The 14,564-nt window shown below is 64.1% G+C and carries 18 protein-coding genes; 8 read left to right on the top strand and 10 right to left on the bottom strand.

Features of this window, described 5'->3' with window-relative positions; genetic code table 11:
• Positions 1-30 precede the first annotated feature (30 nt).
• The 10 genes from ACVWY1_RS03615 to sctW all read right to left on the bottom strand — a co-directional run bounded on the left by ACVWY1_RS03615 (position 31) and on the right by sctW (position 7,917).
• Positions 31-852: a hypothetical protein gene (locus tag ACVWY1_RS03615; protein WP_457377792.1), complete on the bottom strand. Its 822-nt coding sequence runs from the start codon at positions 850-852 to the stop codon at positions 31-33.
• 13 nt (positions 853-865) lie between these two features.
• Positions 866-1,870, bottom strand: coding sequence for a type III secretion system translocon subunit SctE (gene sctE / locus ACVWY1_RS03610; protein ID WP_457377791.1), 1,005 nt, complete (start codon positions 1,868-1,870; stop codon positions 866-868).
• A 151-nt stretch (positions 1,871-2,021) separates the two neighbouring features.
• On the bottom strand, positions 2,022-2,519 hold the full coding sequence (locus ACVWY1_RS03605; protein WP_277504925.1) for a SycD/LcrH family type III secretion system chaperone: 498 nt from the start codon (positions 2,517-2,519) through the stop codon (positions 2,022-2,024).
• Positions 2,520-2,527: 8 nt separating this feature from the next.
• Positions 2,528-3,325, bottom strand: a complete 798-nt coding sequence (locus tag ACVWY1_RS03600) for a virulence-associated V antigen (RefSeq protein WP_457377790.1) — start codon at positions 3,323-3,325, stop codon at positions 2,528-2,530.
• 312 nt (positions 3,326-3,637) lie between these two features.
• Positions 3,638-5,737: a type III secretion system export apparatus subunit SctV gene (gene sctV, locus ACVWY1_RS03595; RefSeq protein ID WP_457377789.1), complete on the bottom strand. Its 2,100-nt coding sequence runs from the start codon at positions 5,735-5,737 to the stop codon at positions 3,638-3,640.
• The gene (gene sctY, locus ACVWY1_RS03590; protein ID WP_102684891.1) at positions 5,734-6,063 is read right to left on the bottom strand and encodes a type III secretion apparatus assembly chaperone SctY; all 330 of its coding nucleotides are present in this window, start codon (positions 6,061-6,063) and stop codon (positions 5,734-5,736) included. The genes sctV and sctY overlap by 4 nt, the downstream gene beginning before the upstream one ends.
• A 4-nt stretch (positions 6,064-6,067) precedes the next feature.
• Positions 6,068-6,433: a type III secretion apparatus assembly protein SctX gene (gene sctX, locus ACVWY1_RS03585; RefSeq protein WP_457377788.1), complete on the bottom strand. Its 366-nt coding sequence runs from the start codon at positions 6,431-6,433 to the stop codon at positions 6,068-6,070.
• Positions 6,430-6,801: a type III secretion system chaperone family protein gene (locus ACVWY1_RS03580; RefSeq protein ID WP_158247518.1), complete on the bottom strand. Its 372-nt coding sequence runs from the start codon at positions 6,799-6,801 to the stop codon at positions 6,430-6,432. Before ACVWY1_RS03580 ends, sctX begins: the two co-directional genes overlap by 4 nt.
• 2 nt (positions 6,802-6,803) lie before the next feature.
• Complete coding sequence (locus ACVWY1_RS03575; protein WP_102684889.1) at positions 6,804-7,088, bottom strand: TyeA family type III secretion system gatekeeper subunit; 285 nt, start codon at positions 7,086-7,088, stop codon at positions 6,804-6,806.
• Positions 7,069-7,917, bottom strand: a complete 849-nt coding sequence (gene sctW / locus ACVWY1_RS03570) for a type III secretion system gatekeeper subunit SctW (RefSeq protein ID WP_198753950.1) — start codon at positions 7,915-7,917, stop codon at positions 7,069-7,071. The genes ACVWY1_RS03575 and sctW overlap by 20 nt, the downstream gene beginning before the upstream one ends.
• Positions 7,918-8,122: 205 nt before the next feature.
• Here sctW and sctN point away from each other — a divergent pair, with 205 nt between their 5' ends.
• From sctN to sctU, 8 genes are all read left to right on the top strand, one after another.
• Entirely contained in the window at positions 8,123-9,451 is a 1,329-nt protein-coding gene (sctN, locus tag ACVWY1_RS03565; RefSeq protein ID WP_277504934.1) for a type III secretion system ATPase SctN, read from the top strand.
• Positions 9,442-9,912 (top strand): type III secretion system stalk subunit SctO, encoded by a 471-nt coding sequence (gene sctO, locus ACVWY1_RS03560; protein WP_198753948.1) that lies wholly within the window; start codon positions 9,442-9,444, stop codon positions 9,910-9,912. The genes sctN and sctO overlap by 10 nt, the downstream gene beginning before the upstream one ends.
• A 77-nt stretch (positions 9,913-9,989) precedes the next feature.
• The gene (locus ACVWY1_RS03555) at positions 9,990-10,700 is read left to right on the top strand and encodes a type III secretion system needle length determinant (RefSeq protein WP_277504937.1); all 711 of its coding nucleotides are present in this window, start codon (positions 9,990-9,992) and stop codon (positions 10,698-10,700) included.
• Complete coding sequence (gene sctQ, locus ACVWY1_RS03550; protein WP_277504939.1) at positions 10,697-11,620, top strand: type III secretion system cytoplasmic ring protein SctQ; 924 nt, start codon at positions 10,697-10,699, stop codon at positions 11,618-11,620. Before ACVWY1_RS03555 ends, sctQ begins: the two co-directional genes overlap by 4 nt.
• Complete coding sequence (gene sctR, locus ACVWY1_RS03545) at positions 11,617-12,270, top strand: type III secretion system export apparatus subunit SctR (RefSeq protein ID WP_277504940.1); 654 nt, start codon at positions 11,617-11,619, stop codon at positions 12,268-12,270. Before sctQ ends, sctR begins: the two co-directional genes overlap by 4 nt.
• Position 12,271: 1 nt before the next feature.
• A complete protein-coding gene (sctS, locus tag ACVWY1_RS03540) occupies positions 12,272-12,538 on the top strand; it encodes a type III secretion system export apparatus subunit SctS (protein ID WP_102684882.1) in 267 nt (88 codons plus the stop codon).
• Entirely contained in the window at positions 12,535-13,323 is a 789-nt protein-coding gene (gene sctT / locus ACVWY1_RS03535) for a type III secretion system export apparatus subunit SctT (RefSeq protein ID WP_139669981.1), read from the top strand. The genes sctS and sctT overlap by 4 nt, the downstream gene beginning before the upstream one ends.
• The gene (gene sctU / locus ACVWY1_RS03530; protein WP_457377787.1) at positions 13,320-14,372 is read left to right on the top strand and encodes a type III secretion system export apparatus subunit SctU; all 1,053 of its coding nucleotides are present in this window, start codon (positions 13,320-13,322) and stop codon (positions 14,370-14,372) included. Before sctT ends, sctU begins: the two co-directional genes overlap by 4 nt.
• The last annotated feature ends 192 nt before the right edge of the window (positions 14,373-14,564 follow it).

Below are 14,564 nucleotides of genomic sequence, written 5' to 3'. Positions count from 1 at the left end.
CTCTGTCGATGTTCATGCTGCGCGACGCGCTCATACCATCACGCCCGCGGCCCTGAATCCTTGGTTGTCGTTACGCAGGATCTCCTGGGTGAGCTGGCGAAGCTGGTCGATCACTTTCGCCAGGTCATCGGTGCCGCGCTGGAACAGTTCCTTCTGGTTGTCGGCAACCGTTGCTTCAAGCTCCTGCTCCTTGGCCCACACATCCTGCAGCGACTTGATGGCGAGGGCGATGCCGGTGCCGAATGCAGCCCCGCTTTGTGCCACACCATTGAACGTGTGCAGGGTGGTGTTGCGGGTATCGATGCCGTTCTGCAGATGCTTGACCTCGATACGATTCGAGTCGATCTGTTTTTTCGAGGCCATTGTCACCTCGCCAGACTGACCATATCTGGCGGTATGGTTGGCTTGTTCCAGGCTTTTGATCATGCGCGCATCATCCAGGTTTCGGCTCATGCCGATGGTGCCACTGGCCAACGTGAAAACACTCAACGCACCACTGACAGCCGCCGAGGCGAACAGCGCGTTGCTGGCGGTTCTCATCCAGCCGATCTGTTCCTTGCTGGCCTGCACGCTGACCTCAGCCTGGGTCCTGCGCCCTTGCGCGTTACCGTCGCGCACCTGCATGGCAGCGCGGAGAATGGCCAGCAGGCTCTGAAGATCCTGGCTGCAAGGCATCGCCTGTGGCGCATCCAGGTCGACTTGCCCTGGCCGTGCGCAGATCTTCGCTCTCGCTGCCGGACACGGCATTGCCAGCATCGCCCACAACGGCTGCGCGGCATTGTGTCCCTCGCTCAGCGGTGATGGGGAATCCAGGGCGGGCATATGATCGATGTTGGTAATAGACAGATTCATGATTGCTCCTTGATCAAGCGATGACGTTTCGACAGGCGATGTCCGCGCAGGCTTTGTGGCGTGCGCTCAACATTTCCAGCAGTTGCTCGAAGCGTTGCTGCTTCTTTGCGAGTAGTTGTTCAAGTTCCTTGGCCAGTTGCTCGAGATAGCCATGGCCCTGCTCCAGCACCAGGCGCATTTCGGCCAGTTGGGCCTCGCTGCGCAGCGCCAGCCCTTGCATCACCGAACTGGCCGCCTCACCGGCGCCCGACAGCGTGGCGGTCGCCATGCCGGTACCGGTCAAGGTCATCTGCAGCTTGGCCTGGGTGCCCGCGCTGGCAACCGAGGAGCCCCCGCTGGAGGCCACACTCTGGATTTTCTGGCCCAGCGACAGGGCAACCTGCGCAGCCTTGCCACTCACCCTGCCGGCCACTTTGGCCGCGACCACTGCAAGGCTGCCGCCACAGGTGAGCACCACCGAGGCAAGGGCCAGGGCGACTTCCACCGCCATCAGCGCAGGCCCGAGGTACTTCATCACTTCTTTGGAGATATGCCCGTCCTCGGCTGCCTGGTTCAACGACATGGACACAACCCCCATGACGCCACCGGCGATCATCAGGGCGCCCGCCACGGCGCCCAGGCCCGTCGCAACCATCACCGTGCCGACCACGATGGACACGATGGCCGCTGCCCAGCCGAAGACCTTGGCAAAAACACTCGCCGTGCCGGCGTCCTGATGGCGCTGCCTCACCTCTGCCATTTTCTGCGCGTTGAGCGCCATCTGCTGGCGGTTCTGCTCGGTCATCTGCCGAACTTGCTGCAGGTTGAGTTCGGTCTGGCGGGCGCCCAACCGGCTCAGCAGTTCAGTGAGGCGGATATCCAGCTCGGCATCGGAAATCTCTCCGGCGAGCTGCCCGAGTATCAACGCTCCGACATCGGGTAGCGTGGCCAATGCCGGCTGCATGAAGCGCCCGGGGTCGACACTTTTATCGAGCAGGCCGTGAAGGTCGCGTCCGGTTGCCAGGGATTCCTGAATCACCGGAGGGTCCAACCTGACATTACGATCAGGCCGGGATGGCGTGGCTACCGAGGCCATACCGGTATCGCCTGGCAAGCGGACGGCCGTGCCCGTCATTGGCGTTTCAATCTCGCTTGCAGCCGCGATCACCCGCGCTTCAGTGACGAAGTGTTCAGTTCGCATGGCTCGCAGCCTCCTTCTGTCGCAATGCCTCAAGTAGCCCCTGTGCCCTGCTCGCCAAACCACCGTGTTCACCGTTCTCTGCCAGCGCCTGCGCGTGTTCGTAGCCGCTGCGGGCCGAAACCAGGTCACCCAGATGCTGTTGGCATTCAGCGGCATGCAAGCAGAAACGTGGGTCGTGCGGTGCAAGCATTGCGCCGTAGGCGTAGGCCGGTAACGCCTCCTGATAACGCTGCAACGCCTGGTAGCAGGCTGCCACCCCGAGAAATGCCCGGGCGTCGTAGTGGTCGAGCGCCGCCAGCCCCTTGAACATCGTCAAGGCATCCTCCAACCGCCCCGCCTGGTAGAAGCCGAATGCCTGGGCATAGAGCGTTTCAAGCTGTGCCGCGCCAATCCCGCGCAACATGGCGAACGTGCCGCCCTCAGCGAAGAAACCTTCGATCGCCTCGGCCTCGATGGCATCGGCGCCTGTCTGTTGTGCTGCAGTCATCAATCACCTCAGTTCTGCATAATCTTCGACAGCATCGAGAACCACGTCTCGACGAACTTCATCATCACCTCGGTGGAGGTGGTGTACCGCGACCCCACGTCATTGAGCAGCGTGGTCTGCTCGGTCACCTTGTCGTTGACGATGCGGGTGCGATCGCTCAAGGCCTGGGAGAAGTTGGCCAGCGGGTTGTTGTCCTTGTGCCAGCTATATTGCGATTCCAGGCCATCCATCGGTCCGCTGACCCTGTGTGGACGACGATCACTGCCGTTGGGCGAAATGCCAGTGGGCGTGTCTGCCAGGAACTGCCGCACCGTCACGGCTGCATTGCCGTACGACGCAAGCAATCGGCGTTCAGGGCTGGTTTCCCAGGCAGCCGCATCCAGGTCGTACAACTTCGGGTCGAAGAGGTTGAAGCCCGGGTCCTGAAGATCGAAGGTGCCCTTGGCTGCCATGACCACGTTGACCTTGGACTGGATCACGCTGAAGATCTTCAGCTCCGCGGTGAGGCTCTTCAGTTGCTCGCTGAGCTCGGTACGCTCGGCTTTCTGCTTGCGCATGCGCAAACCCATCGCCGCCATTACCAGCTCGTCCATGCGTAGCCGTTCGCCCAGGTTCACCAGCTGCACGGGTGCGCCCGGCAACCACGCCGCATAGGCTTCCAGCAACTGGATCAGCGCATCGACAGGCTGGTCGGGCAGCGGATGCGGCAGCAGGCTGTCGAAGTAGGGTCGGCTCTGCGCCAATCGCGCCTGCCCCTCGGGGCCCAGCAAGGTCTCTATGACCTGGCGCCGGTACTCGCGGCTCAAAGGCAGGCCTTGACCATCCGCTGCCGTGATCGTGTTTTGGTCGAGAAACCGCTCCACCCTCTGAATGTCCACCCAGATCGGCGGGGGGGCCACGCGATCGACAGGCGGCAAGGGCGCAGGGCGATTCAATACATCGATAGAACTGCTCATCATCTGCTTCCGATTGGCTGGTTACCCCGTCTCGAGGCGAGCCTGGCCATGACCAGGTCGAGGTACCGACAGATGCAGTCTAATGAGGCGGTGGCGGTCGTTCCGTCAGGCCCGGCCGCGATTTTGTAGTTCAGGGGTACGGTTTCTGACGCCAGAATGGCGTCAGCCAATGCGCCCCAGTGGCTGGATGTTGATCTGCGTGGTGAGTTCCTGAAAGGACAGCACAGGCAAGTCGGAATAAACGCCTTCGACCAACTTGCGCACATAGCGCCGGATGTCCATGGACACCACGAGCACGGGCCTTGCCTGGGCTTCATGCAGGTTGCCCACCGCAGCTTTGACCTGGGCGAGAAAGGCATCGCTCTGCGCAGGTTCCAGGGCCAGGTAGCTGCCGGCGCTGGTCTGGCGGATGCCATTGCGGATCATCTCCTCGACCGCCGGGTCGAGCAGGTAGGCCGGCAGCAGGTTGTGGCCACTGGCGTACTTGTAGCAGATGTAGCGCTTGAGGCTGCTGCGCACATATTCGGCCAACTGCACCACGTCCTTTTCCTTCTGCCCCCATTCGACCAGGGCCTCGAGGATCGAACGCATGTTGCGGATCGAGATGCCCTCGCTCACCAGCCGCTGAAAGACCTCGGTGATTCGTTGCAATGGCAGGATCCGCTGTACCTCCTTGACCAGCTCGGCGTAGCCCTGCTCCATCTGCTCCAGCAGGTAGCGGGTCTCCTGGATGCCGACGAAATCCCCGGCGTACTCGCACAGCACATGGGTCAGGTGCCAGGCAAGCACCTGGTCGACCGCCAGGAAGGCACAGCCGGCACGCTCCAGGCGATCACGCAGGTCCTGCTCCACCCAAAGGCTCGTGCGCCCAGGCAAGAGCGCTTCGCCTTCCACGTAGGGCATGCCTACAAGCTCCAGCTGGCTGAGCTTCTCCTGAACCAGAAGACACCCAGGCATCAGCTTGCCTCGCGCCACCGGCACTTCCTGCAACAGGATGCGGTACTCCCCAGGGCCAAGCGCGCTGTTGAAACGCAGGCGGATACCAGGGAACGGCACGCCATGGTCCAGGTAGAGCGCCTGGCGGACCCGTGCCAGTTCATCGTTCAACGAGGCGGCCTCCAGGGCGGCTTGCAACTCGCTGTCCACATCGATGAGCAAGGGCACCGTCAGGGCAAAGGCCTGCGGGTCGGCGCCCATCTTCGCCTTGCCTGCGGGTTTCAGCGCTGGCGCGCCGGCACCATTGGCCAGCAACGCCGGCAGACCGCCACTGTGCTGCTGGTCAGCCTCTTCGACACGCCGCTGGCGGAGCGCCCACCAGCCACCGCCCCCGACCATCAACGCGAGAATGAAGAACGTGACTGTCGGGAAGCCCGGGATGAGACCGAACAACCCCAGCAAGGCGCCACCGATCAGCAGCGCCTTGGGCTGCGCCATGACCTGGCTGCCGATATTCGCCCCCAGGTCATGGGCGCCTTGACCGTCACGGGTGACGATGATTCCCGCCGTGATGGCGATCAACAACGCCGGCACCTGGCTGACCATACCGTCACCGACGGTGAGTACCGCGTAGAGCTGCAGCGCGTCACCCGCGCTCATGCCCTTCTGCATCACGCCGATGGCCAGCCCTGCCAGCAGGTTGACGATGATGATCAGCAACCCGGCGATAGCGTCGCCCTTGACGAACTTCATCGCGCCATCCATGGCACCGAACATCTGGCTGGCCTTCTCCACCTCGCCGCGGCGCTCACGGGCTTCGTTGACGTCGATGACGCCGGCGCGCAGGTCGCCGTCGATGCTCATCTGCTTGCCCGGCATGGCGTCGAGGGAAAACCGCGCGCTGACTTCCGCCACCCGCTCGGCGCCCTTGGTGATGACCAGGAACTGCACGATGGTGATGATCAGGAACAGGATGCAGCCCACCACCAGGTTGCCGCCCACCACGAAGTCGCCGAAGGTCTGCACGATCTGCCCGGCATCGGCCTCCAGCAGGATCATCCGCGTGGTACTGATCGACAGCGCCAGGCGGAACAGCGTGGTGACCAGCAGCACCGAGGGGAACACCGAGAAATGCAGCGGCGAGACCACGTACACCGACATCATCAGCAGCACTACGGCGATGGTGATGTTCAGGGCGATCAGCAAGTCCAGCAGCAGGGGCGGCAGCGGCAGGATCATCATGAACACCACCGCCAGCAACATCACGGCCAGCATCAGGTCCTTGCGGGCGCCGATCTGGCCAAGTATTCGGGGCAGCTGATTCATGGGCATGCCTTGCGCCGCTGGTACTCGGCATAGGTGGCCTGGGCCTGCTCCAATCGGCCGGCCATTTGCTGTGCCTGGCTCAGGCACAGCCACAAGGGCGGCTGCAGCTCGCCCGCGTCACGCAGCGCCAGGCACTGACGTTCGGCCCCCGCCCAATCGCCCAGCTCCAGCGCCACCACCACTGCGGCTCGACACCCGGCGCGATGCTGGGGATCGGCGCGCAACAGCACCTCCAGCAACACCCGCGCCCGTTCGGGCCAACCGCATTGCAGATGCAACCAGGCCAACAACTGCAAGACATCCTGCTGTTCGTTCGACAATTTCATGTATTCACACCTTGAGCAGGACGTTAACGCAGCACTCCAGCGTACGGCGGTCGGCCAGTAGCGCTTGCACCAGTGCCGCCGCCTCTGGGCACCCGGGGGCCTGCGAGGCAAGCAGCTGTTCCACCAGCGAGCCCAGTGCTCGGGTGAAATGCTGTGGGTTGTAAAGGCTGCGCAGTTCATGTTCGGGCCTGGCGTACGCCAGACGCAGGCGTGCCGCCTGATGCTGCGGGTACAGCTCACGCAAGTGCGCCTGCACCGGCTGCCCCGGCATAGGCAGAGCGTCGCATTCTGGCTGGGCAAGCACCGCGTCGGCTGGCGCCCACGGCAGCGAGAAATCATGGGCCTGCCCGGCCAGCTCGATAACGCTCATGCTGCCAACACCTCGGTGCGTACCCGCGTCAGCAAGCGATAGGCCCGATGCAAGGCCTGCTCGGTCAAACCGTGTTCGTCGAGGCCTGCCAGCAGCACCAGACGATCGTTGGCAAGCAGACCACAGCGCAGCAGGCAACCACAGGCCTGGTGTTCGTACACCTGCCTGAGCGCACACCGCATGGCGCGCTCGAACATCGCCCCGTGCACGGAAAAATCCAGCCACAGCGTCAACTGCCCTGCTAGCCGTTCGAGCTGCAAAACGCCTGCACCTGGCAACTCCAGGCGCAGCAAAGGTTCCTGCGGTTGCGCTGGCGCCACACCCAAGTCGCGACAGAACTGGGCCACGGCTGCCGTGCAAAAGCCCATGCTCATGCCTCCCGCGCGCCGCACAGCATCGCCTCCTCATCGTCGACGGCCTGGTCCATGGCCAACTGCCAGACTGCCAACAGATGCTCGCGTTGCGCCTCGTCACTGAATACTTGCACGGGCAGCAGACGGAAGATCCGCTGTAACTCCCGCAGGCACTGGATACGTTGCACCTGCGGGCCAAGCGGCAACGCCGCGAGCAGGCGCTGGATGTCCTGCACCGTTGCCCAGCGTTTGTCGATCAACGCCAGCAAGTCGCTGACCAGGTCAGAAGGTCCGTACGCCACTGGGCTCTCCGGCAAGCTGGCGGAACAGCGCGACAGTGTCGCCTTCCAGTTTCTTGAGCGCCTGCACCAGCTTCATGTCGCTGATGACCTGTTGCAGCCGGTTACTGTCCAGGCTCGAGGACGGCCCATTGATATGGCTGGCCAGGCCGTTGAGCATGAACTGCGCGATGTCGTCGATGGCGGCATCGCCAAAGCGCGCACGCAGCTCATCCCAGGCATGCCTGAGCCCGCGATAGTCGCACAGGAAATCGCAGTACACGCCGCGCAACGCCACCACTTCGGCCACCCCCTGCGCCTGCGTTGCCTGGGCCAGCGGACCGATCTCGATGCCCAGCTCGATCGCCTGGCCATGGGTCTGCGTCAAGGCTGCCATGGCCTGGTCCAGCTGGCCGGCCAAGCCATGCGCATCGACCGTCGTGCCCAACGCGTCGCGGGCATAGGCCAACGCCAGGTAGCGATGACAGGCCTCAGCAGAAAATCCATCCAGGCGGGCCTGCAGCTCACCCGGAGTCAGCTGAGGGTGCTGGCGCAACCAGGCCACCAGCTCATCCAGTGATCGACGCTGCACATCCGGCACCTTGGCCAGCATGGCCTCGGCCTCCTGGCCCGCGCGCAAACCCAGCTGGCGCGCATCGGTGACGCGGCTGCGGGTACTGAGCCGCGCGTTGGCCAGTGACGAGAACGCCATGGACACCTCCTCCGCCATGCTGGCCTGCTGCGCCATCGGCGCCACCTGCCGCGCTTGCAGGACCGACTGCCCCTGCGCCTCCCAACCGGGCAGCATGGCCAGTCCCGGTTCACTGCGTAAAAAGCCGACGCCTTCGCTCATCCCCACCTCGTCGTCGCATCAAAGAATGAGCGCCATGCTAGAGGTAAGCCCTGTGCCCCTCTGTTGCCACTGGCCGCTTCTTTTTAGCCTTTCGCCAGGCGCGACAGCGTCCGACCGAAAACTAAAAACATGCGCCTCACAGTGAAATCCGCTGCGCGGCAGGCTACCTAGAATGGCGCCCATCATTCGCGCTGCAACCTTTCCCATGCCGCCATCGCTGCTCCAGACTCCCCAGGCCCTGCTGGCCGCCGTGAACAACGCCACACTGGTGCAAGCCAACGGCAAGGTCACCCAGGTCACCGGCACCTTGATCCGTGCACTGGCGCCCGGCGTGCAGGTCGGCGAACTGTGCCGGCTGCGCAGGCCGGGCGGCCTGCCTGAACTGTTGGCCGAAGTCATCGGCCTGCAGCAGGACCAGGCGCTGCTCGCTCCGCTGGGCGACATGCAGGGGCTGTGCACGCGCACCGAGGTATGCCCCACCGGCGGCATGCACCGCGTGGGTGTAGGCGAGCATTTGCTGGGGACGGTGCTGGATGGCCTGGGCAACCCGCTCGACGGCAGCCCGCCGGCTTCACCACAAGCCTGGTACCCCGTGCATAGGGACGCGCCATCGCCACTGAGCCGCAAGCTGGTCGATACCCCGTTGAGCCTGGGTGTGCGCTGTATCGATGGCCTGCTCACCTGTGCCGAAGGGCAACGCACAGGCATCTTCGCCCCCGCTGGTGGCGGCAAGAGCACCCTGCTGGCCACGCTGCTGCGCAACGCCGAGGCAGACGTGATCGTGCTCGCCCTGATCGGCGAGCGCGGTCGCGAGGTACGTGAATTCATTCACCACGAACTCGGCGAGCACGGCCTGCGGCGTGCGGTGCTGGTGGTCGCGACCTCCGACCGCCCGGCCATGGAGCGCGCCCGGGCGGCCTTCGTCGCCACCAGCGTCGCCGAATATTTCCGCGACCAGGGCAACAAGGTCCTGTTGCTGATGGATTCCCTGACCCGCTTCGCCCGGGCCCAGCGGGAGATCGGCCTGGCCGCGGGCGAACCGCCGACCCGGCGCGGCTTTCCGCCTTCGGTGTTCGCCCAGTTGCCGCGCCTGCTGGAACGCGCCGGGCAATCGGCCAAGGGCTCGATCACCGCACTCTACACGGTGCTGGTGGAAGGCGATGACCTGAACGAACCGATCGCCGAGGAAACCCGCTCGATCCTCGATGGCCATATCGTCCTGTCACAGGCCCTGGCAGCCGCCAACCACTACCCGGCCATCGACGTGCTGCGCTCGGTCAGCCGGGTCATGCACCAGGTCGTCAGCCCGGAACACCGTGCCGCCGCCGGACTACTGCGCGAATGGATGGCCCGGTATGAGGAAGTCGAACTGCTGCTCAGGATCGGTGAGTACACGCAGGGCCAGGATCCACTCGCGGACCAGGCCATCGGCAAACGCGAAGCCATCCGCGCCTGGCTGTGCCAGCCCCCCAACGAAAACGTCTCGCTGCGGCAGAGCCTCGACCAACTACTGGAGATCACCCGGTGCCCCTGACCGCCCTTGCGAAAATCAAGCAACGCAGACTTCAGCGGGCCGAGCGTGAAGCGCGAAGCCAGCTGGCCCTTCTACAGGCGACAGAGCAAGCCGAGGCACAGGCCGTCGCTGCGCACCTGGCGTTTTGCCGCGGGTCCCGCGAAGAACAACAACGCCTGTTCGCCGCGCATGTCGGCCAGTTGACCGACTGTCGTGCCTTGGAGCACTGGCGCCGGCAGGTCGGCCTGCTCGGTGAGCGCGAAGCGAGCCTGCATGGGCAAGTCGTTGCCTGCAAGGCTGCACTGGCGCGCCAGTACACGGCACATCAGCAGGCCCAAGCGCAGCTCGCCCAGACCCGAAAAAAAAGGGACAGTTTCGTCCAACTGCGGGACCAGGCACACCTGCGTGCCACTCGATTGGCGGAGCGCAGGCAGGAGTTCGAGTTGGAGGAGCACTGTTTACACGGTGGCTTGCAACCATGAAGACCCTGCCTGTGCCTGCCTTACTCCCCCCCTCGACTGACACGCCTCGCTCGCCTCCCCGGAACAGCCAGCGGCTGTTGTTCGAACAGCTGCTGCTACCCCCGCCAGACAGGCAGGGCATCCCTCGGGAGCCTGACCATCTGGGCCTTGGCTACCCATTGGTGCCCGCCCTGGCCCGGGCAGACCACTACCCACCTGTGCTCGAACCACCCGCACTAACCGAGGACTCGGTCAGTCATCTGTTCACCTCGACGAAGCCCGAGGAGACCGAGACGCACCAGCCGACCGGCCCAAGTTTGCCCGAGGCCAGGCATCAAGATGTTCGCGAGCACACCGACAGCCTGCCGGGTCGTCTGCAACCCCATGAAAGCGCCATGCCGGCCCCGGTTCATGCCATGACCTGTGAACGTGCAGTGGTTGAGAGGGTACTGTCCTGCCCAGGCGTATCACCCACCCAAGATCTGCAGGCACTGGTGGATCGTCTGCAGCTGCAAGTGCTCGGTTGCAAAGCCGACAACCGCGAACTGACCCTGCTGCGTGCTCGGCTGCCGCAGTTGGGCCCTGTCGAGGTGCAGATGCGCCATGTCGGCTCAGGCTTGCAGGTAGAGGTCCAGGCCGCGCCAGCGAGTCTGCGGCAGTTGCAGGTGGCCTGCGCGGACCTGCTTGATCGTCTGCAACGGCTGGATCCTGCGCAGCAGGTCAGCCTCGGTTTTGCCGCCAATGGCGGCGGTGAGCAGGGCTCACGCAACCGGCGCCACGTGCTCGACGAGTGGTGGCCCGAACCATGAACCCTGCGAATTTCCCATCCGCTGCCCAACAGGAGCTGCACCTGCAGCGACTGCTGAGCCATCGCCAACGCAACTATGGCGACGCAGAGCGCCAGGCCTTGCTGAACATCGCCGCTTGCGAGGGCGACCCCGACCTGGCCGTGCTGGTCGATTGGCAGGGCGTGCCGGTGCGCCTGCTTTGCCGGCGGCAGCATCTGGCGCAATGGCTGGCGCCGCATTTGCAGGAAGCCGACTTCGCCAGCCTGCCGGCGCCAGTGCAACTGGCGTTGCTGCAACGGGACAGCCCTTGGCTTCCTGGCCTGCAATGCCTGGGTATAGAACCGGCAGGTGTCTGCCGGGGCACGCCCTGCCTGCAAGTATCGCTGAAGCATGCCGCCAGCACGCTGACCTGCTGGCTGCAGGGCGATTCTGAGCGCCTGCTGGCCACCTTGCCGAGACGCCCAATGCGCGAACGTCTGAACATCGCGCTGAACCTCTCGTTGCAATGGCGCCCCCTCGAACTGTCGCTGCACGAGCTGCGTGGCCTCGGTACCGGCGACATCCTGCTGCTACCCGCCGCCGCGCCAGTATCACCCCGGTTGCTCGGCGTGCTCGACGGCCACCCCTGGGCAGAACTGCTGCTCGACGACACACATCTGGAGCTAGTCCGCATGCACGATTCGTTACCGCTGCCCGATACCGCACTGGGGGAACTGGAGCAATTGCCCATTGCGGTCAGTTTCGAAGTCGGTCGCCAGACCCTGGACCTGCACACACTGTCGACCCTGGGGCCAGGCGCCCTGATCGAGCTGCACAGCCCGCTGGCGGCCGAGGTGCGCATTCTTGCCAATCAGCGCTGTATCGGCAGCGGCCTGCTGGTGCGCATCGACGGTCGTCTCGGGGTGCGTGTGACCCGGCTGCTGGAAAACGACCCGACATGATCCAGCTGCCCGACGAACTGAGCCTGATCCTTGGCCTGGCGCTGCTGTCGCTGGCCCCTTTCATCGCAGTCATGGCTACCTCGTTCCTGAAGATGACCGTGGTCTTCTCGCTACTGCGCAACGCCCTGGGTGTGCAGCAGATCCCACCCAACATGGCCTTGTATGGCCTGGCGATCATCCTCAGTATCTACGTCATGGCGCCGGTAGGCATGGCCACCTACGACTACCTGAATGCCCATGAGACGGCCCTCGGTGACGCACCCTCGATCGAACGTTTTCTCGACGAGGGCCTGGCACCGTTTCGCGCGTTTCTCGACAAGCATGTCAATGAACGCGAACGCGCCTTCTTTCTCGACAGCACCCGCCAGTTGTGGCCCAGCCGCTACGCCGAACAGGTCGATGGCAACAGCCTGCTGGTCCTGCTGCCCGCGTTCACCATCAGCGAATTGACCCGGGCCTTCGAGATCGGCTTCCTGATCTACCTGCCGTTCATCGCCATCGACCTGATCATTTCCAACATCCTGCTGGCCATGGGCATGATGATGGTCTCGCCAGTGACCATCTCGCTGCCGTTCAAACTGCTGCTGTTCGTCCTGCTCGATGGCTGGGGGCGCCTCTCCCACGGCTTGGTGCTGAGCTACGGGGGCTGAGATGAGCAGTACCGAAGTCCTGCACTTCGCCAGCCAGGCGCTGTGGCTGATATTGATCCTGTCCCTGCCGACAGTGCTGATGGCCGCGCTGGTGGGCACCCTGGTGTCGCTGGTCCAGGCGCTGACCCAGGTGCAGGAACAGACCCTGGGCTTCGTCGCCAAGCTGGTCGCGGTGGTCGTTACCCTGTTCGTCACGGCCGACTGGATGGGCAGCGAGCTCTACCGCTACACCGACCTTGTGCTCGAGCGGATCCTGTGGGTGCGATGACTGCCCAGGCCCTAGAACAGGCCCTGCTGAACTTCAGCCTGATCCTGCCCAGGCTGTTCAGCTGCTTCATCGTGCTGCCGATCCTCGGCAAGCAGGTACTGGGCGGCGCATTGGTACGCAATGGCGTGGCATGCTCATTGGCACTATTCATCTACCCCAGCGTGGCGGGCACGCTGCCGCCAGGCCTGGATGGGCTGCAACTGGGGCTTCTCATCGGCAAGGAAGTGCTGCTCGGCTTACTGCTCGGTTTCATCGTGTGCATCCCGTTCTGGGCGCTGGAGGCCTGCGGCTTTCTCATCGACAACCAGCGCGGCGCGACCCTGGCGTCCACCCTCAACCCGTTGCTGGGCAGCCAGACCAGCCCCACCGGAGCACTGCTGCTGCAGACCCTGGTCACTCTGTTCTTCACTGGCGGCGCCTTCCTGGGACTGCTCGGCGCATTGCTGGGCAGCTACGCCAGCTGGCCGGTGGCAAGCTATTACCCACAGATCAGCGGACAGTGGAACGCGTTCTTCCTGGCCCAGTTCGGCTACCTGATGACCCTGTGCATGCTATTCGCCGCCCCCTTGCTGATCGCCATGTTCCTCGCCGAGTTCGGCCTGGCGCTGGTCAGCCGCTTCGCCCCGTCGCTGAATGTGTTCATCCTGTCCATGCCAATCAAGAGCCTGGTCTGCAGCGCATTGCTGGTGCCTTACCTGTACCTGCTGATGGAGCAGGCCCAGGATCAGCTGTTCAGCGCGCTGCACGCGGTGCGCCTGCTCGGTCCCTTGCTGGAGCAGCCATGAGCACGGAGAAGACCGAACATCCCACTCGGGCCAAATTGCGCGATGCACGGCATAACGGCCAGGTGGTCAAGAGCAAGGAACTGGTATCCAGCATGCTGATCCTGAGCCTGGCCGTGCTGCCCCTGGGCTTTCCCAACTACTTCCTCGGCCACCTGCAAGCGCTGATGCTGCTACCCGATCCCCTGCTCCACCTGCCTTTTAGCCAGGCATTGGAGCTGATGCTGCAGCAGTTGCTGCACGAACTGCTGTGGCTCACCCTGCCGTTCCTGCTGACCACGTTGATTGCCGCCAGCGCGGGCAATCTGCTGCAGACCGGCTGGGTGTTCAGCACGCAATCGCTCTCACCCGACCTCAAGAAGGTCAGCCCGGTGGAGGGGATGAAACGAATCTTCTCGGTCAGGAACCTGCTCGACTTTTTCAAGTCTTTGCTCAAGGTGCTGTTGCTCGGCGCACTGGTGCTCGGCCTGCTCAGCGACAACCTGCACGCGTTGCTGAGGGTCCCACTGTGCGGCATCGGCTGCATCCTGCCTGTGCTGGGCAGCCTGCTGGGCCAACTGATCGGCGTCTGTGCCATTGGCCTCATGGCGATTTCAGCGGCCGACTACGGCCTGGAGCGCAGGCAGCATCACCGGCAGTTGCGCATGAGCAAGGATGAGGTCAAGCGTGAGCACAAGGAGATGGAAGGCGCGCCGGAGCTCAAGCGCGAGCGCCGCAAACGCCACCGTGAACTGCAGCAGGGGACGTTGCGTGCGGACGTCAGGCGTTCATCGGTCATCGTCACCAACCCGACCCACATCGCCGTGGGCCTGCGCTACAAGGCCGGGGAAACCCCGTTGCCGCTGGTCACCCTGAAGTACACCGACGAGCAGGCCCTGCGGGTGCGCCGGATCGCCGAGGAAGAAGGCGTGCCGGTGCTGAAACGCATCCCCCTGGCACGGGCGCTGTTCGCGGACAGCCTGGAGGAGCAATACATCCCCGGCGAGCTGATCCAGCCGGTCGCCGAGGTGATCCGCTGGTTGCAGGCGCAAGAGCAGGCGCCGCCGGTCTGAGCAGGATTTGCCCGTTCCTGCAGGCTTTGGGGGCAGGTGCTATACCAAGATCCCACGCTGCGGCAATGGCCGGCGCACGGGCAAGATGTCCTCCCGCACAGACGGTCGAGCAGGCTGACGAAGCTGCGCCCAGAATACCTGAAGCAGCGCATCACGCTCCTGGTCATCGCGGATAGCCCGCGCAGCGGCGGC

The organism is Pseudomonas sp. TE6288, from assembly GCF_054062095.1.
The sequence above is the reverse complement of the archived record's forward strand: the minus strand, read 5'-3'. Positions and strand labels throughout refer to the sequence as shown.